Source organism: Microbacterium sp. 01T413_2 (assembly GCF_056398985.1).
Map to the genome: position 1 here is coordinate 12,922 of NZ_JBFTQL010000036.1, position 26,606 is coordinate 39,527.

The window sequence follows — 26,606 nt, forward strand, 5'->3', positions numbered from 1 at the left end:
GGCCGGTCCGGGGCTACTCCGCGCGCAGGCGCAGCTGCGCCATCCCGCCGTCCACCTCGATGAAGGTGCCGGTGGTGGATCCGGACGCGGGGCTGACGAGGTAGACCACGGCGCCGGCGACCTCGTCCGGCGAGACCAGACGGCCGTGCGGCTGTCGGGCGTTGAGGGCGGCGCGCTCCGCGGCGGGGTCGGCGGCGGAGTCGAGCAGACGCCCGACCCACGGAGTGTCGGCCGTTCCGGGGTTGACGGCGTTCACCCGGATGCCTTCGCGGAGGTGATCGGCTGCCATCGCCCTGGTGAGCGCCGAGACGGCGCCCTTCGACGCGGAGTAGAGCGCGCGCTGCGGCAGCCCGGTGGTCGAGGCGATCGAGGCGGTGTTGCAGATCGCCGCGGCGGGGGAGTTCCGCAGCCACGGCAGCGCTGCGGCCGAGACGCGGGCGATGCCCGTCACGTTGATCGAGAGCACGCGGGCCCACTCGTCGTCGCCGTTCGCCGTGATGTCGCCCTGAGCGCCGATCCCGGCGTTGTTCACGACGATGTCGATGCGGCCGAACCGCTCGCCGATCGCGGCGACGGCCGTGTCTACGCTCGCGCGGTCCGACACGTCGGCCGTGAAGGCGGCGAAGCGCGGATCCGCGCCGGCCACGTCGCGGTCGAGCACGGCGACCTGCGCGCCCTGATCGTGCAGCTGCGCGGCGATCGCCGCGCCGATTCCGGATGCGCCGCCCGTGATGATCGCGACGAGTCCTTCGACCTGACCGGTCATGCCTGTGCCTCCCATGCGATGAACTCCTGACGCTGGCCGCCCAACCCCTCGATGTCGATCTCCACGACGTCCCCGGCGCGCAGGTACGGGAACTTCCCGCCGAACGCGACGCCCTGCGGCGTGCCCGTGAGGATCAGGTCCCCGGGTTCGAGCGTCATGTACTGCGAGATGTGGTGCACGATCTCGGCGACCGAGAAGATCATGTCGTTCGTGTTCGAGTCCTGCCGCGGTTCGCCGTTCACGAAGCTGCGCAGCCGCAGGTTCTGCACGTCGACCTCGTCGGGCGTGACCAGCCACGGGCCGGTCGGATTGAACCCGAAAGCCGCCTTGCCCTTCGACCACTGCCCGCCGGAGACCTCCATCTGGAACGCTCGCTCGGAGACGTCGTTGCAGACGACGTAACCGGCGATGTGCGCGGCGGAATCCGCGGGGGAGTCGAGGTACGCGGTGCGGGATCCGATCACGATGCCGAGCTCGACCTCCCAGTCGGTCTTCTCACCGCCGCGCGGGATGGTCACCGCGTCGTCGGGGCCGACCACGGTATTCGGCGTCTTCAGGAACAGGATCGGGACCGTGGGCGGTTCCGCCCCCGACTCGCGGGCGTGCGCAGCGTAGTTCTGCCCCACGCAGATCACCGCGCTCGGGCGTGCGATCGGCGACCCGATGCGGAGCGTGTCCGCGTCGGCGAGCTCCGGCAGGGTGCCGGCGTCGAGCGCGGCACGCGTGCGCTCGACAGGACCCGCGGCGAGGAAATCACCGTTCACATCGGAGGTCACGGACCGAAGATCGTACGTACGGTCCTCGGCGATGACGACCGGGATCTCGGATCCGGAGTCGCCCAGACGCGCGAACTTCATGATTCTCCTGCCTTGTTACGGGGATGAGCGGATCCCCCGCCAGAACGGCGAGGGCGAACGCATCCCGCGTTGACAGTATAGACATCCGATGTTTACACTCCAACTGTCGAGAAGCGATCCGGTCGTCCGCGCCCCCGGTTCTCGACATCAGGCCCAGAACAGGAGAACCGTGAGCCGCATCGTCGCGCTGGAGACCAGCGACATCCGATTCCCCACCTCGCTCAGCCTCGACGGCTCCGACGCGATGAACCCCGACCCCGACTACTCCGCGGCATACGTCATCGTGCGCACCGACGCGGCGGACGGCATCGACGGGCACGCCTTCGTCTTCACGATCGGCCGTGGCAACGATGTGCAGGTCGCGGGGATCGACGCCCTCGCCGGGCATCTGGTCGGCCGTGAGCTGGAGCCGCTGCTCGACGACATGGGCGGGACGTTCAGAGAGCTCATCGGCGACTCGCAGCTGCGCTGGCTCGGGCCGGAAAAGGGCGTCATGCACATGGCCATCGGCGCCGTGATCAACGCCCTGTGGGACATCAAGGCCAAGCGCGCCGGGCTCCCGCTCTGGCAACTGCTCGCCCGGATGACCCCGGAGGAGCTCGTCGACCTCGTCGACTTCCGCTACCTCACCAACGCCCTCACCCGTGAGGACGCGCTGGCGATCCTCCGTGACGCCGAGTCCGGCCGTGCCGAGCGCGAGCAGCAGCTGCTCGCCACCGGCTACCCGGGCTACACCACGAGCCCCGGCTGGCTGGGCTACTCGGACGAGAAGCTCGAGCGCCTCGCCCGGGAGGCGATGGCCGACGGGTTCACACAGATCAAGCTCAAGGTCGGCGCCGACCTCGACGACGACATCCGCCGGTTCCGCAAGGCCCGCGAGGTATGCGGCCCCGACTTCCCCATCGCGATCGACGCGAACCAGCGCTGGGAGGTGTCCGAGGCCATCGTCTGGGTGAACGCTCTCGCCGAGTTCCACCCCGCCTGGATCGAGGAGCCGACCAGCCCCGACGACGTGCTCGGCCACGCCGAGATCGCGCGAGGCGTCGCGCCGATCCGCGTCGCCACGGGCGAGCACGCGCAGAACCGAATGATCTTCAAGCAGCTGCTGCAGGCGGAGGCGATCCAGGTCATGCAGATCGACGCGGTGCGCGTCGCGGGCGTGAACGAGAACATCGCGAACCTGCTGCTCGCCGCGAAGTTCGGCGTCCCGGTGTGCCCGCATGCCGGTGGCGTCGGCCTGTGCGAGGCCGTGCAGCACTTGTCCATGTTCGACTTCGTCGCCGTCTCCGCCAGCCGCGAGGGGCGCATGATCGAGTATGTGGATCACCTGCACGAGCACTTCGTGGTGCCGACCGACATCCGTGGTGGCTCGTACACCGCGCCCACCGAACCCGGCAACGGCATGGAGATGAAGGCGGCAAGCCGCGCCGAGTTCACCTGGACCGGCGAGCACCGTGAGGCGGGCGCGCATGTCTGAGCCCGTCGACACCGCCGCCCGGCCCGCGATCCCGGCTCTCGGGTACGGCGCCGCGAACGTGGGCAACCTGTTCCGCGCGCTGACCGACGACGAGGCCTGGGCGGTGCTGGATGCCGCGTGGGAGAGCGGGATCCGGCTCTACGACACGGCGCCGCACTACGGGCTCGGCCTCTCCGAGCGTCGGCTCGGCGCGTTCCTGAGGACGAAGCCGCGCGACGAGTACGTGCTCTCCACCAAGGCGGGCCGGCTGCTGCGTCCTAATCCCGAGCACGCCGCGGGCGGACTCGACACCGCCAACGACTTCTTCGTCCCGGACGACCTGCAGCGGGTGTGGGACTTCTCGGAGACGGGGATCCGCGCCAGCCTCGACGAGTCTCGCGAGCGCCTCGGCATCGAACGCATCGACATCCTCTACCTGCACGACCCCGAACGGCACGACCTGGATCTCGCGCTCGCCGAGGCGTTCCCCGCGCTCGAGTCGCTCCGTGCGGAAGGGCAGGTCGGGCGGATCGGCATCGGATCCATGACCGCCGACGCGCTCACCGCTGCGGTGCGCTCCGCCGACCTCGACACGATCATGGTGGCCGGGCGATACACGCTGCTCGAGCAGCCGGCGGCGGTCGACGTGCTTCCGGCCTGCGCCGAGCACGGCACGGACATCGTCGCCGCCTCGGTGTTCAACTCCGGGCTGCTCGCGCAGAGCGAGCCGCGCCGTGACGGACGCTACGAGTACGGGGCGCTGCCGGAGGAGCTCTGGCAGCGGCTCACCCGGATCGCCGAGATCTGCCGCGCGCACGACGTGCCGCTGCCGGCTGCCGCGATACAGTACCCGCTGCAGTCCCCGGTCGTGACCTCGGTCGTGGTCGGCGGAAGCCGTCCGGAGCAGCTCCGCCAGAACGCGCAGCTCGCCACGATCGACATCCCCGCGGAGCTCTGGGGAGAGCTCGCGGCCGAGACGCTCATCCCGGCTTGAGCGGCGACCGGCGCAACGGCCACGACGAAGGGAACGACATGCTCGAAGGAATCGACCCGCTGCTCACCGGTGAGCTGCTGCTGCACCTCGATCGGATGGGCCACTCGGACGCGGTCGTCATCGCCGACGCGCATTTCCCGGCGTGGGCGCTCGGCGCGCGCGTCGTCGATCTGCCTGGCACGACGACGCCCGCTGTGGTCGCGGCGATCCGCTCGGTGCTGCCGCTCGACGACGCCCCCGGCATGGACCTCATGGAGTCCGCCGACGGGTCCGTGCTCGACGTGCAGCGCGAGCTCATGACCGCGGCCGGCACCGAGGAGCGGACCACGCGCTTCGTGGAGCGCTTCGCGTACTACGACGTCGCGAAGGGCGCCTACCTCATGGTGCGCACGGGGGAGACCCGCAAATACGGCAACGCGCTGCTGCGCAAGGGCGTCGTCGGGCACCCCTCCGCCTGAGCCGCACCACCCAGGAACGAGAAGGAGGCAGGGATGCGACAGCAGTGGTTCGACGATGCCCGGTTCGGGATGTTCGTGCACTTCGGCCTGTACAGCGGAGCCGCGCGGCACGAGTGGGTGCAGAACTACGAGCGCCTGACCGCCGAGGAGTACCGGGTCTACTTCGACCACTTCGACCCCGATCTCTTCGACGCCGCCGCGCTCGCCCGCCGCGCGAAGGCGACGGGGATGGGATACGTGGTGCTCACCACGAAGCACCACGACGGCTTCTGCCTGTGGGATTCGGCGCTCACCGACTACACCTCGGTCACCGCGTGCGGGCGGGATCTCGTCCGCGAGTACGTCGACGCGCTGCGGGCGGAGGGCCTGCGTGTGGGCCTGTACCACTCGCTGATCGACTGGCACCACCCCGACTTCACCGTCGACGCCAACCACCCGCGCCGCGACGACGCGATCGAGCTCGATCGCAACCGCGAGCGCGACATGGACCGCTACCGGGCGTATCTGCACGGACAGGTGCGCGAGCTGCTCACGCAGTACGGCGACATCGACTACCTGTTCTTCGACTTCACCTACCCCGAGGCGAAGGACGGCTGGGAAGGCAAGGGGCCGCGCGACTGGGACGCGGAGGCGCTCCTCGCTCTCTGCCGCGAACTGCAGCCGCAGATGCTCGTGAACGACCGCCTCGGGATCCCCGGCGACTTCGTGACCCCGGAGCAGTATCAGCCGACCGCGCCGATCGTGGTCGACGGCCAGCCGCAGGTCTGGGAGGCGTGCCAGACGATCAACGGCTCCTGGGGCTACCATCGCGACAACCACGACCAGAAGTCGGCTGTGCTGCTCGCGCAGATGCTCGCCGACTCCGTGTCGATGGACGGCAACATGCTGCTCAACGTCGGGCCGGACGGCCGGGGGAGCATCGCCCCCCGCGATGAGCGGGTGCTCGCCGAGCTCGGCGAGTGGATGCGGCTGCACCGCCGCGCGATCGTCGGTGCCGGGCACGCTGCCTTCGCCGCTCCCCGCGAGGGCGTCTACACCCGGCGCGGCGACCGTCTCTACCTGCACCTGTTCTCGTGGCCGCTCGGATACGTGCACCTCGAGGGCCTCGCCGACCGGGTGACCTACGCGCGGCTGCTGAACGATGGATCCTGGCTGAAGACGTCGGTCACCGATCCTGACCAGGAGGCGACTCTCATGACGCCGGCGGGGGAGGCCGAGGGCACTCTGACGGTACATCTGCCCGTGCAGCGCCCCGACGTGCTGATCCCCGTCATCGAGCTGACGCTCGCACCGGGCGCCTGACCGGCGCGGCCTCGAGGCTCACGCCACGGGGTCGACGAGCTCCATCGCCAGCCGGGCCGCGCCGTACAGCGCCGCATCCGGCCCCGTCTGGGCGGACTCGATCCGCAGGGTCTGGGTGGCGAGGGGATGGCAGGCCTCGTACACGCGGCTGCGCACGGCGGCGAGGAAGGGCTCGCTCGCGCTCATGCTGCCGGTGAGGAACACGGCGTGCGGGTTGAAGAAGTTCACGACTCCGGACAGCACCTGACCGAGGTGCGTGCCGGCCGTGCGCACGAGTGTGGTCGCGATCGGGTCGCCGTTGCGTGCGAGTTCCAGCACCTCCGCGGCGCCGGAGACGGCAACGCCGCGCTCGCGCATCTGGCGGACGAGACCTGCACCGCTCGCGATGGTCTCGAGGCAGCCGTGGTTGCCGCAGGAGCACGCGATGTCCGCGGCCTCGGCGACGCGGGTGTGCGTGATGTCGCCGGCCGCCGCGGTGGCGCCGCGGTGCACGGAACCGGCGACGATGATGCCGGATCCGATCGCCGTACCGGCTTTGACCGTGATGCTGTGCTGATCCCGGTGGAGACTGCGATGGTGCTCGCCCAGCGCCATGAGATTCGCGTCGTTGTCGACGGCGGCGGGGACGCCGAAGCATTCGGTCAGAGCCTCGCCGACGCGGAACCCGGGCCACCCGGGCATCCGTGAGGGCTGGTCCACGCTGCCGGTCTCGAAGTTGACGGGCCCGGGGAGCGCGATGCCCACAGCTCGGATGTCTGCCCCCTCCGCGAGCTCGCGAAGACCAGCCTCGACGAGGGCGAGCGTCGCCTCAGGGCCGTCTGCGATCGTGATCGGGATCGTGGCTGTCCGGTGCAGATGACCGCCGAGGTCGAGGACGCCCAATCGGGCGTGCTCGCCCCCGAGTTCCGCGGCGAGCACGCGGTGCGGCGTGCCGCCCAGGGAGAGGCGGCGGGCGCGCCGCCCGCCGGAGGACTGCGCCTGACCGTTCTCTCGCAGGATTCCGGCGTCGACGAGCTCCTGCACGCGCAGGGAGGCGGTCGACGGTGCGATGCCGAGCAGGCGCGCGAGATCCGAGCGGGACGATGCCTCCCCGCGCGTCACCAGCTCGACGATCTGCCGTGCGTGGTCACCGGACGCGGGTGTCTCACGACGGTCGGGGGACCGGTCTGCCGAACGTGCCATGACACTTCCTTCGAGGTCGAATGAAGATCACTCTAGTGCGGAAGCCGCCGGACTTCCGGAATCATCACGGAATTCTCACAATCCGACGCAGACATCCGATGTTCGGCTGGRGTTTCCCGGGAGCCTCTGACAAGATGAGGGCATAACCCCGAACTACTTCGTTCGACATCGAATGAAGCAAGGATCTGTTCGTGCCTGAGGAGGCATTTCAATGAAGAAGACTCACCTCGTCCCCGTGGCGGCGTTCACGGTGGGCGCCGCGCTCGCGCTGACCGGCTGCGGCGGCTCGAGCAGCAGCGCCGGCGCCGACGACAAGACCGTCGTGGTGGACATGTGGGCGGGATCCGCCGACGACACCAAGGCGCTCCAGGCGCAGATCGACGTCGCCAAGAAGCAGAACCCCGACCTGAAGATCGAACTGCGCACCGCGCCGTGGAACGACTTCTTCACGAAGCTGACCACGAACATGGCCTCCGGCAACATGGCGTGCGTCACCGGCATGAACAGCGGCATGCTGTCCGGCTACACCTCGGGCTTCCAGAAGCTCACCGCGGACGACCTGAAGACCGCGGGCCTCAAGGAGGACGACTTCGCCTCGGGCACGACCGAGATCCTGAAGAACAAGGGCGACCTGTACGGCCTCCCCTTCGACACCGCCACGATGCTCGTCTACTACAACGCCGACCAGCTCAAGGCCGCCGGCGCCGCAGACCCGAAGCCGGGCTGGACGTTCGATGATTTCGAGAAGACCGCCAAGGCAGCCACCCGCGACGGCAAGCAGGGCTTCGCCGTCGGCATGGGCGACTTCCAGTGGCAGGCCCTGCCGATCGCGAAGGCGGGCGTGCAGCCGGCGTCGCAGGACGGCAAGCTGCAGCTCACCGACAAGAAGTTCTCCGACGCCGCGACCTGGTACGCGGGGCTCGTCAGGGACCAGAAGGTCGCTCTGCCGGTCGCCAGCGCCTCGGACGGCGGCTGGGGCGAGGATCAGTACTCCAACGGCAACGCCGCGATGGCGGTCGACGGCACCTGGAACGCCGTCAGCTACCTGAAGAACGAGGCGGGCTTCACCGCCGGCATGGCGCCGCTGCCGGGTGAGGGCAAGGACTCGCTGAGCCTCATCCTCGGCTCCGGCTACGGCATCTCCAAGACCTGCAAGAACAAGGACGCCGCGCTCAAGGTGCTCGGCTCGCTGCTCAGCAAGGACTCGCAGGACTACATCGCCTCCTCGGGCCGCAGCTACCCGGCGCGTGCGGAGAGCCAGCCGCTGTACTTCCAGTCCATCGACGAGAAGTTCCGTCCGCAGGTCGAAGAGGTCTTCAAGGCCGCCTTCGCGAACGTGCAGGGTCAGTACGTCACCGACAACTGGTCGAAGGTCGGCAGCTACATCCAGCCGCAGCTGGTGAGCGTCTACAACGGCCAGACCCCCATGGCCGAGGTGCTCAAGAGCGCTCAGCAGCAGTTCGGCAAGTGATCGACTCCCGGTCCGGCGGATCCGTCCGCCGGACCGGGACACCAATCTGGAAGAAGGAGGAACGGTGACCATCGCCGCATCCCGCCGCCGCGCGTCGCAGAGCCGACGCGGTGCTCCGCCCCGTCGCGGATCCCTCACGCGCGCGGAGGGCCGTCAGGCGCTCGGCTTCGCGAGTCCCGCCCTGATCGGCCTCGCCGTGTTCACCGTCGTGCCGGTCGTGCTCTCCATCGTGATGAGCTTCTACAACTGGCCCACGTTCGGCGACAAGACGTTCAACGGCGTCGGCAACTACATCAAGCTCTTCACGTCGAGCCCGGACTTCTGGCCGGCGATGCGCAACACCGCSGTCTTCACGATCGTCTACGTGCCGCTCAGCATCGTCTGCTCSCTGATCCTSGCGATGTCCCTCGGCCCGCGGATCCGCGGGCGTGGCGCGCTGCGCGTGCTGTTCTTCATCCCGGTCGTCACGCCGATGGTGGCGAGCGTCCTGGTCTGGAAGATGATGCTGCAGCCCCAGGGCCTGTTCAACGGGATCGCGCAGGGCTGGTTCGGCATGAAGCTGCCGAACTTCCTCGCCGACCCGTTCTGGGCCATGGCGATGGTCATCATCATGAGCGTGTGGCAGGGCCTCGGCTACAACATGCTGATCTTCTCCGCCGCGCTCGAGCAGCTGCCGGAGTCGGTGATCGAGGCGGCGCGCATCGACGGGGCCTCCGGCTTCCGGATGCAGTGGAGCGTCGTCGTCCCGATGATCTCGCCGTCGATCTTCTTCGCGACGATCATGACCATGATCACGTCGTTGCAGGTGTTCGCGCAGCCGCAGCTGCTCACCGGAGGCGGCCCGGGCAACGCGACGCAGCCTCTGGTCCAGTTCATCTACAACCAGGGCTTCAAGTTCCAGGATCTCGGCATCGCCGCCGCCGGCGCGTGGATCCTGTTCGCGCTCATCATCATCATCACCGCGCTGCAGTTCGGGGCGCAGAAGAAGTGGGTGCACTATGAGCACTGATCTGCAGCAGGCGGCCMTCSKSGAGTCCGCCGAGWCGGTSGAGGTCGCGGYYGAGGACCGCGGSAAGCGCTCGAAGGCGCCGCTGTCCGGCGGCGAGCGGACGCGACTCATCATCGCTCACGTCTTCGTCTACCTCGCGGCGCTCATCTTCGTCTCCCCGCTGATCTATTCGTTCTTCTCGGCGCTGAAGCCCAACAACGAGATGTTCTCGATGCCGCCGAAGCTCGTCGGATCCGAGGTGCGCTGGTCGAACTTCGCCGACGTGTTCGCGTACGGTCCGTTCCTCACCTACATCGGCAACTCGTTCTTCGTGGCCATCGCCGGAACCCTCGTCGTCCTCATCGTCTCGACGACCGCGGGGTACGCCTTCGGCCGGCTGCGCTGGCGTGGACGCGACGCGGTGTTCGTGCTGTTCCTCGCGACCCTCATGGTCCCGGCCGAGGTGCTGGTCATCCCGATGTTCCAGGTGATGCAGTGGCTGAACTGGGTGGACACCTACCAGGCGCTGATCTTCCCGTTCGCGTTCACCGCTTTCGGCACGTTCCTCATGCGGCAGTTCTTCCGCGGGATCCCGTACGAGCTCGAGGAGGCGGCCCGTGTCGACGGGGCGGGACCCCTGCGCTCCTTCCTCCAGATCATCCTGCCGCTGGCGAAGTCCGCGGTCGCGGTGCTCTCCGTCTTCACCTTCCTCTCGTTCTGGAACAGCTACCTGTGGCCGCTGATCGTGACGGTCGACTACAACGCGCATGGCACGCTCCCGGTGGGCCTGGCGACCTTCTCCGGTCTCACCGGCACGCGCTGGGATCTGCAGATGGCGGCGGCGATCATCTCGATGGTGCCGACGACGGTCCTCGTGATCGTGCTGCAGAAGCACCTGGTCAAGGGCATCGCGATGGCTGGACTCGGCGGACGATGACTCACGATGCAGGATCCGGTGTCGCGCAGCACCGGGATACGAGAGCGCCCGTGATCGCGGGCGTCGACATCGGCGGGACGAAGATCTCCGCCGTGCTGACCGACGAGTCCGGCGCGGTCCTGGCGAAAGGCGTCGTGCCTGCGCCCGCCGCGGAGGGCGGTCCCGCGATGGCGGACGCCGCCGCCGATCTCGTCCTGCGGCTGTGCGACGCGCTAGGCGCTTCCCTGGCCGGGGCCGGCGTCGGTGCGGCAGGCGTGATCGACCAGGAGCGCGGCGTCGTCGTCGCCGCCTCCGCCACGTTCACCGATTGGAGCGGCTTCCCGCTCGCCGACGAGCTCGCGCTGCGCCTCGGCGTGCCCGTGTGGGTCGAGAACGACGTGAACGCCTTCCTGCTCGGCGAACTGCGCTGGGGCGCGGCCCGCGGGGAGAGCGACGTGCTCGGCATCATGCTCGGCACCGGGGTCGGCGGCGCGATCGCCCTCGACGGCGCGGTGCACCACGGCGTGCACGGCGCGGCGGGGGAGATCGGGCACACGCCGGGCTTCAGCGACCTGGTGTGCACCTGCGGGCAGACCGGACATCTGGAGACGCTCGCTTCCGGCACCTCGATCGCCCGTCGCTACCGCGCGGCCACCGGATCCGATGCCTCCGCCCCGGAGATCGCCGACCGCGCGAGGGCGGGGGAAGCCGCCGCGCTGGCCGTGTTCACGGACGCGGCGCGGGCGACGGCTCTGGCCGCCTCCGTCGCGTCCTCCCTGCTCGATCTCGGCATGGTCGTGATCGGCGGAGGGGTGCGTGAGGCCTGGGACCTGCTCGAGCCCGGCATCCTCGATGCGCTGCGCACCGACGCCCCGGTCTCGGGGTTCGCACTCCGCATCGTGYCCGCCGAGATCTCCGCTGACGCCGTCGCGCGAGGAGCCGCGGCGCTCGCCTCCGCGCGACTCGCCGATCCCATCCCCGCCACCGTCTGAACCACCCGCACTGCCTGAGAAGGAACGAACGCCGCCATGACAGCGCCCACCCCGAACATCCGCCCCGAGGCCGACACGGTCTGGATGGGCCCTCTTCCGGCCGTCGAGGACGGGGGACTCACCCGTCCCCGGATCGGCATCGCCGGGATCTCGATCGAGTCCAGCACGTTCTCGCCGCACATCTCCGGCGACGAGGCGTTCACCATCCGCGAGGGGGCGGACCTCCTGCGGTACTACCCGTTCCTCGACGAGGGCCGTGAGCTGCGCGAGGCGGCCGAGTGGGTCCCGATCCACCACGGGCGCTCGCTGCCGGGCGGAGCCGTGGCGCCGGCCACCTACCAGCGGATGAAGGAGGCGATCGTGCGCGGCATCCGCGCCGAGATCGCCGCGGGCGGTCCGTTCGACGGATTCTTCTTCGACATCCACGGCGCCATGAGCGTCGTCGGCATGCAGGACGCGGAGGGCGAYCTSGCGGCGGCCGTGCGCGCCGMRCTCGGCGACGACGCGCTCGTGTCGACCTCGATGGACCTGCACGGCAACGTGTCGGAGGTGCTGCGCGACGCGCTGGATCTGCTCACTTGCTACCGGATGGCGCCGCACGAGGACTGGATGAACACCAAGGAGCGCGCGGTGTGGAACCTGCTCGCACGCCTGCGCGGTCCGCACGGATCCCACCCGATGCAACGCCGTCCTTACAAGGCATGGGTGCCGGTGCCCGTGCTGCTGCCGGGGGAGAAGACGAGCACACGGCTGGAGCCGGCGCGCGGCATCTACGCGCAGGTGCCTGAGGTGGAGGAGCTCGACGGCGTCGTGGACGCGGCGATCTGGGTCGGCTACGCCTGGGCCGATGAGCCGCGCAACATGGCGATCGTGATGGTGACCGGTGACGACCGGGCCGTCATCGCGCGGGAGGCCGAGCGCCTTGCCCGGCAGTACTGGGACGCGCGCGCCGACTTCGTCTTCGTGGGGCCGACCGCCGGCCTCGATGAGGCGCTCGACCGGGCGCTCGCCCCGGGAGCCGCGCGCCCGTATGTGATCTCCGATTCGGGCGACAATCCCACCGCGGGCGGGGCGGGCGACGTCTCCTGGACCCTCGGCGAGCTGCTCGCGCGCCCCGAGCTCGCGGAGCCCGAACTCGTCGTGGTGCACGCCTCCGTGTTCGACCCCGCGGCGGTGGCGCAGGTAGTGGCCGCCGGCGTCGGTGCGACCGCGACCCTCGAGGTCGGCGGACGGGTGGATCCCGGCCCGCGCGGCCCTGTCGCGCTCTCGGGCGAGGTGTTCTCGATCACCGAGGGCGACCCCGACGCCGGCACACAGGTCGTGATCCGCTCCGGCAGCGTCCACGCGATCATCACCGAGCGCCGCAAGCCCTTCCACCACCTGGACGACTTCCGCATGCTGGGGCTGGATCCCGAGAGCGCCGACATCGTGATCGTCAAGATCGGCTACCTCGAGCCCGAGCTCTACGACCTCGCCGCCGATTGGACCCTCGCCCTCACACCAGGAGGAGTGGACCAGGATCTGCTCCGCCTCGGGCACCACCGGCTCGCGCCCGGCGTCTTCCCGTTCGACGCCGACGGCACGCCGGCCCTGACCGCGCACGTGAGCCGTCGTGGAGAGGAGCTGTCCGCATGATGAACTTCGAGACGCGCACCGGACCCGACTTCGGATCCGAAGCTCCGGCGTATCCTGCCGCCCGGGTGCCGGACTGGTACCGCGACGCCAAGCTGGGATTCTTCGTGCACTGGGGGCTGTACTCGGTGCCGGCCTGGGCCGTGCAGCACGGCGAGGGCGTGAACATCCCGACCGAGGACGCGTACGCTTGGCACCAGTACGCGGAGTGGTACGGCAACACCGTGCGGATCGCCGGGAGCCCGACCTGGCAGCGGCACCAGGAGCTCTACGGACCCGGCACGTCGTACGAGGACCTCGCAGACCTCTGGGACACGTCGTCCTTCGACGCCGACGCCTTCATCGGCGAGCTCGTGGACGCGGGTGCCCGCTACGTCATCCCGACGACCAAGCACCACGAGGGCTTCTGCCTCTGGGGCACCGGCACGACCGGCTTCAACGCGGTGGCCCGCGGGCCCCGGCGCGACCTGATCGCGGAGCTCCATGACGCCACGCGACGTGCCGGCGCACGCTTCGGGGTGTACTTCTCCGGCGCGCTGGACTGGCACGCGAGCGACTTCCCGGCGATCGAGTCGGACACCGACCTGTTCCGCTACCGCCGCAACGACGAGCACTTCTCGCGCTACGCGGCCGCGCAGCTCGACGAGCTCGTCGAGCGGTTCTCGCCGGACGTGCTCTGGAACGACATCGAATGGCCCGACGGCGGCAAGGGCCACGACGACTTCGCGGTCGCCGCGCTGCTGCGCCGCTACTTCGAGCGAGTGCCGCACGGCGTCGTGAACGACCGCTGGGGCGTGCCGCACCATGGCTTCCTCACGCGCGAGTACACGCACATCCCCGGCATCCTCGAGGCGCCGTGGGAATCGACGCGCGGCCTCGGCTACTCGTTCGGGTACAACCAGGCCGAGGACGAGCGGCAGACGCTGTCCGGGCCGGACCTGATCCGGATGCTCGTCGACGTGGTCTCCAAGAACGGGAACCTGCTCATCAACGTCGGTCCAGACGCGGCCGGGCGGATCCCGGAGCTGCAGCGCCGCACGATGCAGGATCTCGGCGCATGGATGCGCGTGAACGGCGATGCGATCCACGGGACGCGTCCCTGGGTGCGCTTCGGCGAGGAGATCGGCGAGCCGCGCCGCTACACGCGGTCCGCGGAGGGGGTGCACGTGCACGCCCTCGACCCGAGCACGGGGGAGGTCCGCCTCCCCGCCGAACTGGCCGACGGTGCGGCGCGCTGGGCGGACGGTTCCGCCGCGGAATCGGAGGCATCCGGCGACGGCACGCGGATCGTGCGCATCCCCGCGGGGCTGCGGGCCGAGCCCGTCGCCACCCTCACGGTCGCGCCGTGACGCGCATCGCGCTCGAGATCGCCGTCGACGGGCCGACCGGAGCGCAGACGGCGTTCGCGGGCGGCGCGGATCGCGTCGAGCTCTGCCAGGCGCTCGCCGCGACCGGCGGCCTGACGCCTTCGGGGGCGACGGTCGACGCGGTCCTCGCCGTCGCCGGCGATCCGGAGCGCATCGCCGTGCTCGTTCGGCCGCGCGTCGGCGGATTCGTCTACAGCGCCGAGGAGGTCGACCGCGTGGCCGCCGACATCGCCGATCTCGTCCGTCGCGGCGCGGGAGCGGTCGTGGTCGGCGCGCTGACCGCCGACGGCGCCGTGGACCGTGGCGCTCTCGAGCGCTGGAGGAGCGCCGCAGGCGCCGCGGATCTGGTCTTCCACCGGGCGATCGACACGGTGCCGGAGCCCGCGGCCCTCGTCGACGATCTCGTGTCGAGCGGGGTACGGCGCGTCCTGACGAGCGGAGGGGCCGCCCGCAGCATCGACGGTCGCGACACCCTGCGCGCCCTCGTCGCGGAGGCGGACGGCAGGCTCGAGATCATGGCCGGGGGAGGCGTGCGCATCGAGGACATCCCCCGGCTCGTCGCCTGCGGCGTCGACGCGATCCACCTCTCGGCACGCCGGCCCTCCGGGGACACCGCGCCGAGCGGTCCCGGCGGCGGGGATCCCGGCTTCGATGTGACCGACGGCGGCATCGTGCGCCACGCCGCTGCCGCATTGCGCGTGCGACTCTGACCCGCTGCCCCTGACTGTGGCCACCTCCGATCCGTCGGTCCCTCTGACGCGGAAGAGCGCGACGCCCTCTCGGGAGCGTCGCGCTCTTCGCAGCGGTCGCGGCGGGGCCGCTCGGTTCAGGGCGTGCTGGTCGGCGAGGGCTCAGAGCCGTTCGACGCCGCGTCCGGCACCGTCAGGGGAGCCTGGACTCCTGCGCCCCATACCGGAGCGGGAAGGGTGACGGTCTGCCCGCCCTGGATCTGACGCAGTGCGTCGGCGATCGCCGTGGCGTTCTCCGGCACCGGCAGGCCGCACTTCTCCAGCTCCGAGGCGAACTTCAGCGTGAGGCGCTCCTTGCCCGCCGCGACGGCATCGCCGGTGGTCCCGGTCTGGATCGCGCTGCCGGTCTGGATGTCCGAGACCTTGTCGCACACGTGGTAGACGGCGCCGCCGGCGACCCAGGTCACCTGGTCCTTGCCGAGCAGCTGGATGACCGTGGACTGGTCCGCGGTGTACTGCTCGACGGACGCCGGCTTGAAGTCGATGCCGAGCACCACGGCGAGCGCGGCGAGCGCGATGCCGACGATGCCCGCGATCGTCTTCTGCCCCTTGTCCATGTCCTTGTTCAGGAACACCATGATGATGAGCGGCACGAACGCGATGATCGCGATGATCGCGCCGAGCTGGTTCTGCACGAAGAAGCGGATGGTGTCGGAGCGGCGGGCCGGATCCAGATGATTCGCCTTCTTCCACAGGAAGGATCCGGTGATCGAGAGCGCGGCGATCACCACGAACAGCACGATGAGCGTGATGAACGCCCACTGCGGGAAGGTGACGGTCGCGCCCTGCTGCTCGAGCAAGCCTGTGTCGGGGTTGCGGACGAGCTTGCCGTCCTCGCCGACCACCTGGCGCTGACGCAGCAGCCAGAAGATGCCGACGGCCTCGGCGGCGATGGCGACGGCCCAGAGCACGCCCGCGATCCAGCGGAACCGGGTCGCGGTCGCCTTTGCCTCCGGGGTGGGCACCCAGCCGGCGGGCGGATCCGCGGGGCCGTTGGCGGCCGCGGCGTTCCCTGCGGCGGAAGCGCTCTTGCTCGCTGCGGTGCGGGCGGGTCTCTTGCTGCTGTTCTCGGGCACGGTGGTCCTTTCCCTTCCCCCTGATGCTGGACCTGAGCCTAGCGGCGGCGAAGCCGCACGCGTGGGATATCGGTCGCTACGCTGGACACATGACAACCGACCCGGACGACGCGCTGCGCTGGGAGGGCGACGAGCCCGATGCGCCGGACGCTGCCGCGAAGAATGCGCCCCCTGCAGTGCCGCGGGCACAGACCTCCGCGGGCGACGCTCAGAAGGCGGAGCGGGTCGGAGAGAGCGCAGCCGGTACTCCGGTGGCGCGCGCCGCGACGGGCGGGGCGACGTCGGCTGCAGAGGTCGAGACCGACGCCGACGACGAACCGGCGGGGATCGGCAACGCAGCCCTGGTCTTCTACGGGATCATCGGCGGCGTGTACCTGCTCTTCGCGGTCGGCTGGATCGTGGGCGGTTTCCGGCTGCGTCCGCGCGCGTCCCTGCTGCTCGTGGACTGGATGTACTTCCCCTGGATGTGGCTCGCAGCGCTCGCCCCGGTGCTCTGGTTCGCCACGGCCTGGGTGCTCACCCGCGGCAGGGCGACCTGGATCCGGATCGTGGCGCTGATCGCCGGCGCCGCGCTGCTGGTGCCGTGGCCCTTCGTGATGTTCGGGACGGTGGGAGCATGAGCGCCGAGTCTATGTCGACCGCACCGCAGACCGATCCGCGGCGTCCGCGCTGGATCTTCTACACACTGCTGGGCGTGTTCGGCCTGCTGTACGCCTACGCGATCTGGAACGCGATCGCGTACATGATCCCGCTCGTGGGCCTCGCCGTCGGAGCGACGACCTGGGTGGCACTGATCCTGGCGATCATCCTGCCGGCCGTCATCTACGTCGTCGCGATCGCGCTGACCCGGCGGCGCCGGCTCGGCACGGTAGCGCTCGTGCTGCTCGCGGGCCTGGGCCTGGTCGCCGTGTTCTGGCTCGACGTGGTCGGTTACACGCTCTCCGGCACGCACTGACCGCCCCGGTCTCTCGCCGTCACACGGTCGGGGCGGCTCTGGCGCCTCGGGTAGAGTGTGGGCACTATCGCGCCCCGACGGTGCGGCGCGTCCGGATCCCCCTTCCCAGCCCCGAAGGATCTCTCTGTGCCCGAGAATGCCGTGAACACGTCCGCCCGCAAACCCATCGTCCTGCTCGCGGAGACGCTGTCTCCCGCCACGGTGGACGCGCTCGGCCCCGACTTCGACATCCGCTCGGTGGACGGCACGGATCGCGAGGCGCTCTTCGCTGCCCTCGCCGACGCCGATGCCGTGCTGATCCGCTCGGCCACGAAGATCGACGCGGAGGCGCTCTCGCACGCCCCCGTGCTGAAGGTCGTCGCCCGCGCCGGYGTGGGCCTCGACAACGTCGACATCAAGGCGGCGACGGCCGCCGGCGTCATGGTCGTCAACGCCCCCACGTCAAACATCGTCTCGGCCGCCGAGCTCACGGTCGGTCACATCCTCAGCCTCGCCCGGCGCATCCCGGCGGCACACGCCTCGTTGTCGGCGGGGGAGTGGAAGCGCAGCTCCTACACCGGCGCCGAGCTGTTCGAGAAGACCGTCGGCATCGTCGGCCTCGGCCGGATCGGCGCGCTCGTCGCGGCGCGCCTGGCGGCGTTCGACATGCGCGTCGTCGCCTACGACCCCTACGTCACGAGCGCCCGCGCCCAGCAGCTCGGCGTGYAGCTGCTCAGCCTCGAGGACCTCGTCGCCGAGAGCGACTTCCTCACGATCCACATGCCGAAGACGCCGGAGACCACGGGCATGATCGGCGCAGACCAGTTCCGCGCGATGAAGAAGACCGCGTACGTCGTCAACGTCGCGCGCGGCGGGCTCATCGACGAGGAGGCGCTGCTGGTCGCCCTGCAGAACGGCGAGATCGCCGGTGCCGGCCTGGACGTCTTCACGTCCGAGCCGCCCGTCGAGGGCAGCGCCGCGCGCGCACTCACCGCGCAGCCGAACGTGGTGGTCACGCCGCACCTGGGTGCGTCGACCGACGAGGCGCAGGAGAAGGCCGGCGTCTCCGTCGCGCGCTCGGTGCGCCTCGCCCTCGGCGGGGACCTGGTCCCCGACGCCGTCAACGTGGCCGGCGGCGTCATCGACCCGTACGTGCGCCCCGGCATCCCGCTCACCGAGAAGCTCGGCCAGATCCTCTCCGGYCTCGCGCAGTCCCCGCTCACGAGCCTCGACGTCGAGGTGCACGGCGAGCTCAACGGCTACGAGGTCAGCGTGCTGCGCCTCGCCGCGCTCAAGGGCGTCTTCACTCCGATCGTCAGCGAGACGGTGTCGTACGTGAACGCGCCGCTGCTCGCCGAGCAGCGCGGCGTCGCCGTGCGCCTCGTGCAGGACGACGTCAGCGAGGAGTACCGCAACGTCATCACGCTGCGCGGCGCGCTCGCCGACGGCAGCCAGGTCTCGGTGTCCGGCACCCTGACCGGCCCGAAGCAGATCGAGAAGCTCGTCGCGATCAACGGCCACGCGGTCGAGCTGCCGATCGAGAAGCACCATGTCGTCATGCTCTACACCGACCGCCCCGGCATCGTCGCGGTCTACGGGCAGCGCTTCGGCGACGCGGGCATCAACATCGCCGGCATGCAGATCGCGCGCGAGACGGCCGGCGGCCAGGCGCTGTCCGTGCTCACGCTCGACTCGCCGATCCCGGAGACCCTCCTCGACGAGGTGCGCGAGGCGATCGACGCCGACCTGTTCCGTCAGATCGAGCTCGTCGAGGCCTGACCCGGCTCACGAAGAACCGCCGCCCCCGAACGATCGGGGTGGCGGTTCTTCGCGTCGGGACGGCGTCAGTTCTCGACGGACCGCCGCACCAGGGTGACGAGCGCGTCGAGACCGGCCCCGGCGGGCACGACTCCGTCGGATCCGGCCGCGTCCAGCGCATTGTTGAAGAACAGGCCGTCGCTGAGCAGCAGCACGAGGTCGAGCGCCGCCTGATCGCGCACGTGCGGGCGGATCCCCTCCGCGAAGCGATCGCGCATTCGGTGCAGAGCCTCCGCCGCAGACGAGCTGCCGCCCTGCGCCAGCCGGGATGCGGCGATGATCGCGCGGTCGAGCGAGTCGTCCATCATCACCGACGTACGCAGGTAGTACTCGACGGGGCCTTCCGGCGCCTGGACCATCGTCGCGACGTCCTCCTCGACGAGACGGTCCAGGCGCCCGATCATCGCGCTCGCGAGCTCGTCCTTCGACGCGAAGTGATAGAGCAGGCCGCCTTTGGAGACGCCGGCGGCGCGTGCCACGGCGTCGAGGGTCGCGGTGCGCTCTCCCGCGGAGATGAGCAGGGCCTCGTAGGCATCGAGAACGCGCTCACGGGCATGCGGAGGTCTGGCCATGTCTGTTACTATACCAGCTGGACGGTTAAGTAACTCGTCCTTCCGCGATGAATCCGAGAGGTGCACCATGTCCGCAACAGCGTCGATCTCCCTGCCGGGGACCGAGGACGGCCCCCGCGTCGGTGCACGCGGCTGGGCGGCGCTGGTCGTGCTCATGCTGCCCGTGCTGCTGGTCTCCGTCGACAACACCGTGCTGTCCTTCGCTCTGCCGGAGATCTCGACCGCGCTGAGCCCCAATGGCGTCGAGCAGCTCTGGATCATCGATGTCTACCCGCTCGTGCTCGCGGGACTCCTGGTGACGATGGGCACGCTCGGCGACCGTTTCGGGCGACGGAAGATGCTGCTCATCGGCGCCACCGGGTTCGCGCTCGTCTCCGCGCTCGCCGCGTTCGCACCCACGGCGGCGCTGCTGATCGCCGCCCGCGCTCTGCTCGGGTTCTTCGGCGCGATGCTCATGCCGTCGACGCTCTCGCTGCTGCGCTCGGTGTTCCAGAACCGCGAGCAGCGACGGCTCGCGATCGCCGTGTGGGCGGCCGCGTTCTCCGCCGGCTCCGCACTCGGGCCGATCGTCGGGGGAGTGCTGCTCGAGCACTTCGCGTGGGGGTCCGTGTTCCTCGTCGCCGTGCCCGTGCTCATCCCGCTGCTGATCCTCGCACCGATCCTGGTGCCGGAGAGCCGGGATCCGAAGCCGGGCCGGATCGACCTGCTCAGCATCCTSATGTCGATGGCCACCATGGTGCCCGTGGTCTATGCGATCAAGGAGTTCGCCGTCGATGGCATCACCCCGCTCGTCGTGATCCTGATCATCGTCGGCGTCGGCATGGGCGTGCTGTTCGTGCGCCGGCAGCTGCGCGCGGAGGTCCCGATGCTGGACATGGCGCTCTTCCGCCGCGGGATGTTCAGCGGCGCGATCCTGGTGAACCTGCTCAGCGTGGTCGCGCTCGTCGGCTTCCTCTACTACGTGTCGCAGCACCTGCAGCTGGTGCTCGGGCTCAAGCCCGTCGAGGCAGGCCTCGCGCTCATCCCGGGCATGGCCATGATGATCGTCTCGGGCCTCGTGGTCGTGCCGATCGCGCGCCGCGTGCGCCCCGAGATCCTCGTCCCTGCCGCCCTGGTGTTCTCGCTCGCGGGCTACCTCGTGGTGGCCTTCACCACGCATGCGCACGGCGTGGCACCGCTGATCGTCGCGTTCATGCTGCTCGGCATCGGCATCGGCGCAGCGGAGACCGTCTCCAACGAGCTCATCCTCGCCGCGGCCCCGCCGGAGAAGGCGGGTGCGGCCAGTGCCGTGTCCGAGACGGCGTACGAGCTGGGCGCCGTGCTCGGCACCACGATCCTCGGCGGCATCATCACCGCGTTCTACCGCACCTCGCTGGTGGTGCCGGCGGGTGTACCCGAGGCACTGGCCGACCGCGCGAAGGAGACTCTCGCAGGAGCGTTCTCCGTGGCCGAGCAGCTGCCGGGAGCGCTCGGACAGGCGCTGCAGCAGGCCGCATCCGAGGCGTTCGGCACCGGCGTCATGGTGACCTCGCTCATCGGAGGCTTCCTGGTGGTCTGTGCCGCGACGATCGCCGCGCTCACCCTCGGGCGCCGGCTCGGCAACTGACCGCCATTCTCGAGTCGTCCCCCTCAGCACGGTCTATAGGTCGCGCGGAGGGGGCCCGTGAAGCTGGCTGTYATCCCSGGTGACGGCATCGGTCCCGAGGTCGTCACCGAGGCGGAGAAGGTGCTCGACGCCGTCACCGCCTTGAGCCCCGTGACGTTCGAGAAGACCCGGTTCTCGCTCGGCGCCGCGCGCTTCCTGGAGACGGGCGAGACGCTGACCGATGAGGATCTGGATGCGATCCGCGCGCACGACGCGATCCTGCTCGGCGCCGTCGGCGGGCAGCCGGGGGATCCGCGCCTGAAGGACGCGAACATCGAGCGCGGGCTGTTGCTGAAGCTCCGTTTCGAGCTCGACCACTACGTCAACCTGCGCCCGTCCAAGCTCTACCCGGGTGCGCCCGGACCGCTCGCGGACCCGGGCGAGATCGACTTCGTCGTCGTCCGCGAGGGCACCGAGGGGCCATATGTCGGCAACGGCGGCGCCATCCGCAAGGGCACCCCGCACGAGGTCGCGAACGAGACCAGCGTGAACACCGCATTCGGTGTGGAGCGGGTGGTACGCTACGCCTTCGCGCTCGCGGAGAAGCGCCGCAAGAAGCTCACCCTCGTGCACAAGACCAATGTGCTGGTGCACGCCGGCGCGATCTGGAAGCGCATCGTCGACGAGGTGGCGCAGGAGCACCCCGACGTGGCCGTAGACTACCTGCACGTCGATGCGGCCACGATCTTCCTGGTCACCCACCCTTCGCGCTTCGACGTGATCGTCACCGACAACCTCTTCGGGGACATCCTCACGGATCTGGCCGGCGCCGTCACCGGTGGCATCGGCCTCGCCGCCTCGGGCAACATCAACCCCGACGGCGCGTTCCCGTCGATGTTCGAGCCCGTGCACGGCTCGGCACCCGACATCGCGGGCCAGCAGAAGGCCGACCCCACCGCAGCGATCCTCTCGGTCGCCCTGCTCCTGGACCACCTAGGGCTGAGCGACGAAGCCGCACGCGTACAGCGTGCCGTCGAAGAGGACATCGCCGCGCGGGACGGCGCCCGCACCACCGAACAGACCGGCGCGGCGATCATCGCCCGACTCCAGGCGTAACCTGAAGTCAGCGCACGACGCCGCACCCTTCGACCTGTCAGGACGCATTCATGACCATCGAACTCCCTCTTCAGGCTCCGTCACCCGCCGGACTCATCTGGCGCGTCACCCGTAACGAGGACGCGCGCTCCGACGCCGACCGCGAGGAGATCCTCGCCGCGCCCGGCTTCGGGCAGCACTTCACCGACCACATGGTCGATCTGTGCTGGTCGGACAAGGGCGGCTGGCACCGTCCTCGCGTCTCGCCGTACGGCCCCATCGAGCTCGACCCGGCCGCCGCCGTGCTGCATTACTCGCAGGAGATCTTCGAGGGCCTCAAGGCCTACCGGCACGCGGACGGATCCGTGTGGACCTTCCGCCCCGACCGCAACGCCGCCCGCCTGCAGCGTTCTGCGCGGCGCCTGGCTCTTCCCGAGCTGCCGACCGAGTTGTTCATCGAGTCGCTCAAGCAGCTCGTCGCCGTCGACTCCTCCTGGGTGCCCAGCAACCCCGAGGAGAGCCTCTACTTCCGCCCGTTCATGTTCGCCAAGGAGGCCTTCCTCGGTGTGCGCGCCGCGAAGAAGGTGGCCTACTACCTCATCGCGAGCCCGGCCGGTGCGTACTTCCCTGGCGGCGTGCAGCCGGTGAACATCTGGCTGTCCCGTGACTACGCCCGCGCCGGYCACGGCGGMACGGGCGCSGCCAAGACCGGCGGCAACTACGCCTCGAGCCTGCTYCCGCAGGAGGAGGCGTACAAGAAGGGCTGCCAGCAGGTCCTGTTCCTCGACGGCGAGTACATCGAGGAGCTCGGCGGCATGAACCTCGTGCTCGTCACCCGCGACAACAAGCTGATCACCCCGGCCAGCGACTCCATCCTCGAGGGCATCACGCTCGCGTCGATCCTGCAGCTCGCGAAGGACCGCGGGCTGGAGGTCGAGCAGCGCAAGGTCTCCATCCAGGAGTGGCGCGACGGTGCCGCGTCCGGCGAGATCGTCGGCGCATTCGCCTGCGGCACCGCCGCGGTCGTGGTGCCGATCGGCACGCTCATGGCGGACGACTTCGAGATCGTGCACGCGGGCCCCGCGTCGACCGAGCTCGCGATGTCGCTGCGCGAGGAGCTCACCGACATCCAATACGGCCGTCGTGAGGACACCCACGGCTGGCTCGTCCGKCTGGACGSCTGACCCGCCGCACGATCCACGCCGTCTCCGACACGGAGGCGGCGCATGAACTGCGATCCCTGACAGGAGAGGACCCCGCTATGAAGCTGGCCATGGTCGGACTCGGACGGATGGGGGCGAACATCGTGCGCCGCCTCATGCGCGGAGGGCACGAGTGCGTCGTCTACGACGTCAACCCGGATGCTGTCGCCGCACTCGTGGCGGAGGGGGCGATCGGCGCGACCGATTACGCCGACCTGGCGGCCAAGCTCGACGGGCCGCGCGTCGTCTGGCTGATGATCCCTGCCGGGCTCACCGGGCGCGTCGTCGACGAGCTCAGCGAGGTGCTGCAGCCCGGCGACATCCTCATCGACGGCGGCAACTCGAACTACCGCGACGACGTGCGCCGCGCCAAGGCGCTGCGGGAGAAGGGCCTGAACTACGTCGACGTCGGCACCAGCGGCGGGGTCTTCGGCCTGGAGCGCGGCTACTGCCTCATGGTCGGCGGGCCCGACGAGGCGTTCGCGACGATCACCCCGATCCTGAAGACCATCGCCCCTGGCGTGGGCGAGATCGAGCGCACCCCGGGCCGTACCGGTGAGCTCGGCGACGAGGAGCTCGGATTCCTGCACTGCGGGCCGTCCGGTGCCGGTCACTTCGTGAAGATGGTGCACAACGGCATCGAGTACGGCGTGATGGCGGCGCTGGCCGAGGGGCTGAACCTGCTCGAGAACGCCGACGCGGGGATCCGCGAGGCCGAGCACTCCGCCGAGGTCGCACCTCTCGAGGAGCCCGAGTACTACCAGTTCGACATCGACACCCCGAAGGTCGCGGAACTGTGGCGGCGCGGATCCGTCATCTCGTCGTGGCTGCTCGACCTCACCGCCGCGGCTCTGCAGGGCAACCCAACACTCGACGGTCTCGCCGGCCGGGTGTCCGACTCGGGCGAGGGCCGCTGGACGGTCAAGGCCGCCGTCGACGTGGGCGTGCCGGTGCCGGTGCTCGCCGCCTCGCTGTTCGAGCGCTTCGCGTCACGGGACGAGGACCTGTACGCGAACAAGGTGCTCTCCGCGATGCGCCTGCAGTTCGGCGGGCACAAGGAGCTGCCCGCGGGCGACGTGCTCGAGGCCGGCGGCAACAAGGCCGAGACGACGGGCTGATCGCGCGTCTGGATAGGCTGAGCGTGTGAAGATCGCTCGGTTCAGCCACAACGACGGCATCAAGTACGGGATCCTCGACGAGGGCGAGCTGGTCGTGCTGGCCGGCGACCCGATGTTCGCGGGCTACGAGACGACGGGGGAGCGGGTGCCGCTGGCCGATGTGGCGCTGCTCGCCCCGGTCATCCCGCGCTCGAAGGTGGTCTGCGTCGGCAAGAACTACCACGACCATGCCGCGGAGATGGGCGGCGAGGCGCCGGCGGAGCCGTTGCTCTTCCTCAAGCCGAACACCGCGGTGATCGGCCCCGGTGACACCATCGTGCGCCCGAACGCGCTCTCGGAGCGCACCGAGCACGAGGGCGAGCTCGTGGTCGTGATCGGGCGCATCGCCAAGAACGTCGCCGCGGAGAACGCGCAGCAGTACGTGTTCGGATACACGGTCGGCAACGATGTCACGGCTCGCGACCTGCAGCGCAAGGACGGCCAGTGGTCGCGCGCCAAGGGCTTCGACACGTTCTGCCCGCTGGGACCGTGGATCGAGACCGATGTCGACCTGGACGCCGCGGAGCTCACCACCCGGGTGAACGGCGAGGTGCGCCAGCACGCCCCGCTCACCGACATGATCCACTCCGTCGCCGACATCATCGCGTATGCCTCGGCCGTCTTCACGCTGCTGCCGGGCGACGTGATCATGACCGGCACTCCGGCCGGCGTGGGCGCCTTCGAAGCCGGTGACGCGGTCGAGGTCGAGATCTCCGGAATCGGGACGCTGCGCAACGCTGTGCGCGACGCCGTGCCCGCGTCGTGACCGCGGCGATCCTGACCGAACAGGAGCGCACCAGGATCCAGCGTCGCACCGTCGGAATCCTCTCGCTCGGTCAGGTCCTCGGCGGGATCGCCTTCGGCGCGACGGTCTCGCTGGGCGCGCTGCTCGCGGCGGACATCTCGGGAAGCGACGCGCTCTCCGGCCTCGCCACCGCCTCTGTGACGCTCGGTGCGGCCGTCGCCGCGATCCCGCTGGCGCGCCTTGCCGGGTTGCGCGGCCGCCGCCTCGCGCTGACGGCGGGCAACCTGCTCGCCCTGGTCGGCATCGTGGTGGTGATCGGCGCGGCGGCGATCCGCGTGTTCCCGCTGCTGCTGGTCGGGATCATCATGATCGGCATGGGCAACGCCGGGAACCTGCAGTCCCGGTTCGCCGCGACCGATCTCGCCCAGCCGCAGCATCGCGGTCGGGATCTGTCGGTCGTCGTGTGGGCGACCACGATCGGAGGGGTCGCCGGGCCCCTGCTGCTCGGACCGGGCGAGCAACTCGGCCGGGTGATCGGCATGCCGGAGCACACCGGCTCCTACCTGTTCTCGCTGGTGGCGCAGGTCGCGGCGTTCGCCCTGTACCTGATCGCCCTCCGGCCGGATCCGCTGCTCACCTCGCGCATGCTGCCCGAGACCGGATCCGTCGCGGCCGGCATCGAGCGCGTCGACCGCCCGGTCGCCGCCCGCTACGCGATCTTCGCGATCGCCGGCTCGCACGTCACGATGGCCTCGGTCATGGCGATGACCCCGGTGCATCTGTCGCACATGGCCATGTCCGGCGGCTCGATGGGGGGCATGCACGACGGGATGTCGATGGAACTCGACGTCACGGTGCTCGTCGGCGTGACCATCGCCATGCACGTGGCCGGGATGTACGGACTGTCTCCGGTGTTCGGCATCCTCTCCGACCGCTGGGGCCGGCTGCGCACCGTGCTGCTCGGGCAGGCGCTGCTCGTCGTATCGCTGTGCTTCGCGATGTTCGCGGGGGAGACGCCGTGGGGCGTCATGGTCGCGCTCATCCTGCTGGGCCTGGGCTGGAGCGCCGCGACCGTCGCCGGTGCGGCTCTGCTCACCGAGGCGTCGGCGCCCGCGCTGCGCACGCGCCGCCAGGGGCGCAGCGACTCGATCATGAGCCTGAGCGCGGCCGGCGGTGCGGTGCTGGCGGGCGTCATCCTGCAGTCGTTCTCCTACGCGGGCCTCGCCATCGCCGCCCTCGTCGTGGTCGCCGCGATCGTCGTGCTGTCGCCCTTCGGAAAGCGCTGACGGTCG

Annotated in this window: 25 protein-coding genes; 20 read left to right on the top strand and 5 right to left on the bottom strand. The window is 70.1% G+C overall.

The window, feature by feature from the left end; all coding sequences use genetic code 11:
* Positions 1-13 precede the first annotated feature (13 nt).
* Together AC1DMN_RS16125 and AC1DMN_RS16130 are read right to left on the bottom strand one after the other, a co-directional pair.
* Positions 14-766 carry an SDR family NAD(P)-dependent oxidoreductase gene (locus AC1DMN_RS16125; RefSeq protein WP_477230625.1) on the bottom strand — a complete coding sequence of 251 codons (753 nt, stop codon included), beginning with the start codon at positions 764-766 and terminating at the stop codon, positions 14-16.
* Positions 763-1,623, bottom strand: a complete 861-nt coding sequence (locus AC1DMN_RS16130; protein WP_477230624.1) for a fumarylacetoacetate hydrolase family protein — start codon at positions 1,621-1,623, stop codon at positions 763-765. The genes AC1DMN_RS16125 and AC1DMN_RS16130 overlap by 4 nt, the downstream gene beginning before the upstream one ends.
* A 169-nt stretch (positions 1,624-1,792) precedes the next feature.
* On the opposite strand from AC1DMN_RS16130, the gene AC1DMN_RS16135 reads away from it, so the two are divergent.
* From AC1DMN_RS16135 to AC1DMN_RS16150, 4 genes are read left to right on the top strand one after another with little or no spacing between them, the layout of a single operon-like run.
* Entirely contained in the window at positions 1,793-3,100 is a 1,308-nt protein-coding gene (locus tag AC1DMN_RS16135) for an L-fuconate dehydratase (RefSeq protein WP_477230623.1), read from the top strand.
* Positions 3,093-4,073 carry an aldo/keto reductase gene (locus AC1DMN_RS16140; protein WP_477230622.1) on the top strand — a complete coding sequence of 327 codons (981 nt, stop codon included), beginning with the start codon at positions 3,093-3,095 and terminating at the stop codon, positions 4,071-4,073. The genes AC1DMN_RS16135 and AC1DMN_RS16140 overlap by 8 nt, the downstream gene beginning before the upstream one ends.
* 38 nt (positions 4,074-4,111) lie before the next feature.
* Positions 4,112-4,531, top strand: a complete 420-nt coding sequence (locus AC1DMN_RS16145; RefSeq protein ID WP_477230621.1) for an RbsD/FucU family protein — start codon at positions 4,112-4,114, stop codon at positions 4,529-4,531.
* A gap of 33 nt (positions 4,532-4,564) precedes the next feature.
* A complete protein-coding gene (locus tag AC1DMN_RS16150; RefSeq protein ID WP_477230620.1) occupies positions 4,565-5,833 on the top strand; it encodes an alpha-L-fucosidase in 1,269 nt (422 codons plus the stop codon).
* 18 nt (positions 5,834-5,851) lie between these two features.
* Here AC1DMN_RS16150 and AC1DMN_RS16155 read toward each other — a convergent pair whose 3' ends face one another.
* Positions 5,852-7,015 carry an ROK family protein gene (locus AC1DMN_RS16155; RefSeq protein ID WP_477230619.1) on the bottom strand — a complete coding sequence of 388 codons (1,164 nt, stop codon included), beginning with the start codon at positions 7,013-7,015 and terminating at the stop codon, positions 5,852-5,854.
* Positions 7,016-7,226: 211 nt separating this feature from the next.
* On the opposite strand from AC1DMN_RS16155, the gene AC1DMN_RS16160 reads away from it, so the two are divergent.
* The 7 genes from AC1DMN_RS16160 (at position 7,227) to AC1DMN_RS16190 (ending at position 15,091) form a co-directional block, all read left to right on the top strand.
* Positions 7,227-8,486, top strand: coding sequence for an ABC transporter substrate-binding protein (locus tag AC1DMN_RS16160; RefSeq protein ID WP_477230618.1), 1,260 nt, complete (start codon positions 7,227-7,229; stop codon positions 8,484-8,486).
* A gap of 64 nt (positions 8,487-8,550) precedes the next feature.
* Complete coding sequence (locus AC1DMN_RS16165; protein WP_477230617.1) at positions 8,551-9,495, top strand: carbohydrate ABC transporter permease; 945 nt, start codon at positions 8,551-8,553, stop codon at positions 9,493-9,495.
* The gene (locus tag AC1DMN_RS16170; RefSeq protein ID WP_477384585.1) at positions 9,485-10,411 is read left to right on the top strand and encodes a carbohydrate ABC transporter permease; all 927 of its coding nucleotides are present in this window, start codon (positions 9,485-9,487) and stop codon (positions 10,409-10,411) included. Before AC1DMN_RS16165 ends, AC1DMN_RS16170 begins: the two co-directional genes overlap by 11 nt.
* Positions 10,408-11,382 (top strand): ROK family protein, encoded by a 975-nt coding sequence (locus AC1DMN_RS16175; protein ID WP_477384587.1) that lies wholly within the window; start codon positions 10,408-10,410, stop codon positions 11,380-11,382. Before AC1DMN_RS16170 ends, AC1DMN_RS16175 begins: the two co-directional genes overlap by 4 nt.
* A gap of 84 nt (positions 11,383-11,466) precedes the next feature.
* Positions 11,467-13,017, top strand: a complete 1,551-nt coding sequence (locus AC1DMN_RS16180) for a M81 family metallopeptidase (protein ID WP_477384599.1) — start codon at positions 11,467-11,469, stop codon at positions 13,015-13,017.
* Positions 13,014-14,363, top strand: coding sequence for an alpha-L-fucosidase (locus AC1DMN_RS16185; protein ID WP_477230614.1), 1,350 nt, complete (start codon positions 13,014-13,016; stop codon positions 14,361-14,363). The genes AC1DMN_RS16180 and AC1DMN_RS16185 overlap by 4 nt, the downstream gene beginning before the upstream one ends.
* Positions 14,360-15,091, top strand: coding sequence for a copper homeostasis protein CutC (locus AC1DMN_RS16190; protein WP_477230613.1), 732 nt, complete (start codon positions 14,360-14,362; stop codon positions 15,089-15,091). Before AC1DMN_RS16185 ends, AC1DMN_RS16190 begins: the two co-directional genes overlap by 4 nt.
* 116 nt (positions 15,092-15,207) lie before the next feature.
* On the opposite strand, the gene AC1DMN_RS16195 is transcribed toward AC1DMN_RS16190, so the two are convergent.
* Positions 15,208-16,206, bottom strand: coding sequence for a hypothetical protein (locus AC1DMN_RS16195; RefSeq protein WP_477230612.1), 999 nt, complete (start codon positions 16,204-16,206; stop codon positions 15,208-15,210).
* A gap of 89 nt (positions 16,207-16,295) precedes the next feature.
* On the opposite strand from AC1DMN_RS16195, the gene AC1DMN_RS16200 reads away from it, so the two are divergent.
* From AC1DMN_RS16200 to serA, 3 genes are all read left to right on the top strand, one after another.
* Positions 16,296-16,826, top strand: a complete 531-nt coding sequence (locus AC1DMN_RS16200; protein ID WP_441976093.1) for a hypothetical protein — start codon at positions 16,296-16,298, stop codon at positions 16,824-16,826.
* Entirely contained in the window at positions 16,823-17,161 is a 339-nt protein-coding gene (locus AC1DMN_RS16205; RefSeq protein ID WP_440732047.1) for a hypothetical protein, read from the top strand. Before AC1DMN_RS16200 ends, AC1DMN_RS16205 begins: the two co-directional genes overlap by 4 nt.
* Positions 17,162-17,287: 126 nt before the next feature.
* Entirely contained in the window at positions 17,288-18,919 is a 1,632-nt protein-coding gene (gene serA, locus AC1DMN_RS16210; RefSeq protein WP_477384589.1) for a phosphoglycerate dehydrogenase, read from the top strand.
* Positions 18,920-18,984: 65 nt separating this feature from the next.
* Here serA and AC1DMN_RS16215 read toward each other — a convergent pair whose 3' ends face one another.
* Positions 18,985-19,530, bottom strand: coding sequence for a TetR/AcrR family transcriptional regulator (locus AC1DMN_RS16215; RefSeq protein ID WP_477230610.1), 546 nt, complete (start codon positions 19,528-19,530; stop codon positions 18,985-18,987).
* Between the two features lie 67 nt (positions 19,531-19,597).
* Between AC1DMN_RS16215 and AC1DMN_RS16220 the strand changes: the two genes are divergently transcribed.
* The 6 genes from AC1DMN_RS16220 to AC1DMN_RS16245 all read left to right on the top strand — a co-directional run bounded on the left by AC1DMN_RS16220 (position 19,598) and on the right by AC1DMN_RS16245 (position 26,600).
* Entirely contained in the window at positions 19,598-21,136 is a 1,539-nt protein-coding gene (locus AC1DMN_RS16220) for an MFS transporter (protein WP_477384591.1), read from the top strand.
* Positions 21,137-21,193: 57 nt separating this feature from the next.
* Entirely contained in the window at positions 21,194-22,231 is a 1,038-nt protein-coding gene (locus tag AC1DMN_RS16225; RefSeq protein ID WP_477384593.1) for a 3-isopropylmalate dehydrogenase, read from the top strand.
* Between the two features lie 50 nt (positions 22,232-22,281).
* Complete coding sequence (locus AC1DMN_RS16230; protein ID WP_477384595.1) at positions 22,282-23,394, top strand: branched-chain amino acid aminotransferase; 1,113 nt, start codon at positions 22,282-22,284, stop codon at positions 23,392-23,394.
* A gap of 77 nt (positions 23,395-23,471) precedes the next feature.
* A complete protein-coding gene (gene gnd, locus AC1DMN_RS16235) occupies positions 23,472-24,530 on the top strand; it encodes a phosphogluconate dehydrogenase (NAD(+)-dependent, decarboxylating) (RefSeq protein WP_441976098.1) in 1,059 nt (352 codons plus the stop codon).
* Between the two features lie 25 nt (positions 24,531-24,555).
* Positions 24,556-25,335, top strand: coding sequence for a fumarylacetoacetate hydrolase family protein (locus tag AC1DMN_RS16240; protein ID WP_477230607.1), 780 nt, complete (start codon positions 24,556-24,558; stop codon positions 25,333-25,335).
* Positions 25,332-26,600 (top strand): MFS transporter, encoded by a 1,269-nt coding sequence (locus tag AC1DMN_RS16245; RefSeq protein WP_477230606.1) that lies wholly within the window; start codon positions 25,332-25,334, stop codon positions 26,598-26,600. Before AC1DMN_RS16240 ends, AC1DMN_RS16245 begins: the two co-directional genes overlap by 4 nt.
* Positions 26,601-26,606 lie beyond the last annotated feature (6 nt).

Coding starts and splice junctions, on each gene's coding strand:
- AC1DMN_RS16125 (WP_477230625.1), bottom strand. CDS start 766: ATGACCGGTCAGGTCGAAGGACTCGTCGCGATCATCACGGGCGGCGCA.
- AC1DMN_RS16130 (WP_477230624.1), bottom strand. CDS start 1,623: ATGAAGTTCGCGCGTCTGGGCGACTCCGGATCCGAGATCCCGGTCGTC.
- AC1DMN_RS16140 (WP_477230622.1), top strand. CDS start 3,093: ATGTCTGAGCCCGTCGACACCGCCGCCCGGCCCGCGATCCCGGCTCTC.
- AC1DMN_RS16145 (WP_477230621.1), top strand. CDS start 4,112: ATGCTCGAAGGAATCGACCCGCTGCTCACCGGTGAGCTGCTGCTGCAC.
- AC1DMN_RS16150 (WP_477230620.1), top strand. CDS start 4,565: ATGCGACAGCAGTGGTTCGACGATGCCCGGTTCGGGATGTTCGTGCAC.
- AC1DMN_RS16155 (WP_477230619.1), bottom strand. CDS start 7,015: ATGGCACGTTCGGCAGACCGGTCCCCCGACCGTCGTGAGACACCCGCG.
- AC1DMN_RS16160 (WP_477230618.1), top strand. CDS start 7,227: ATGAAGAAGACTCACCTCGTCCCCGTGGCGGCGTTCACGGTGGGCGCC.
- AC1DMN_RS16185 (WP_477230614.1), top strand. CDS start 13,014: ATGATGAACTTCGAGACGCGCACCGGACCCGACTTCGGATCCGAAGCT.
- AC1DMN_RS16200 (WP_441976093.1), top strand. CDS start 16,296: ATGACAACCGACCCGGACGACGCGCTGCGCTGGGAGGGCGACGAGCCC.
- AC1DMN_RS16205 (WP_440732047.1), top strand. CDS start 16,823: ATGAGCGCCGAGTCTATGTCGACCGCACCGCAGACCGATCCGCGGCGT.
- AC1DMN_RS16215 (WP_477230610.1), bottom strand. CDS start 19,530: ATGGCCAGACCTCCGCATGCCCGTGAGCGCGTTCTCGATGCCTACGAG.
- gnd (WP_441976098.1), top strand. CDS start 23,472: ATGAAGCTGGCCATGGTCGGACTCGGACGGATGGGGGCGAACATCGTG.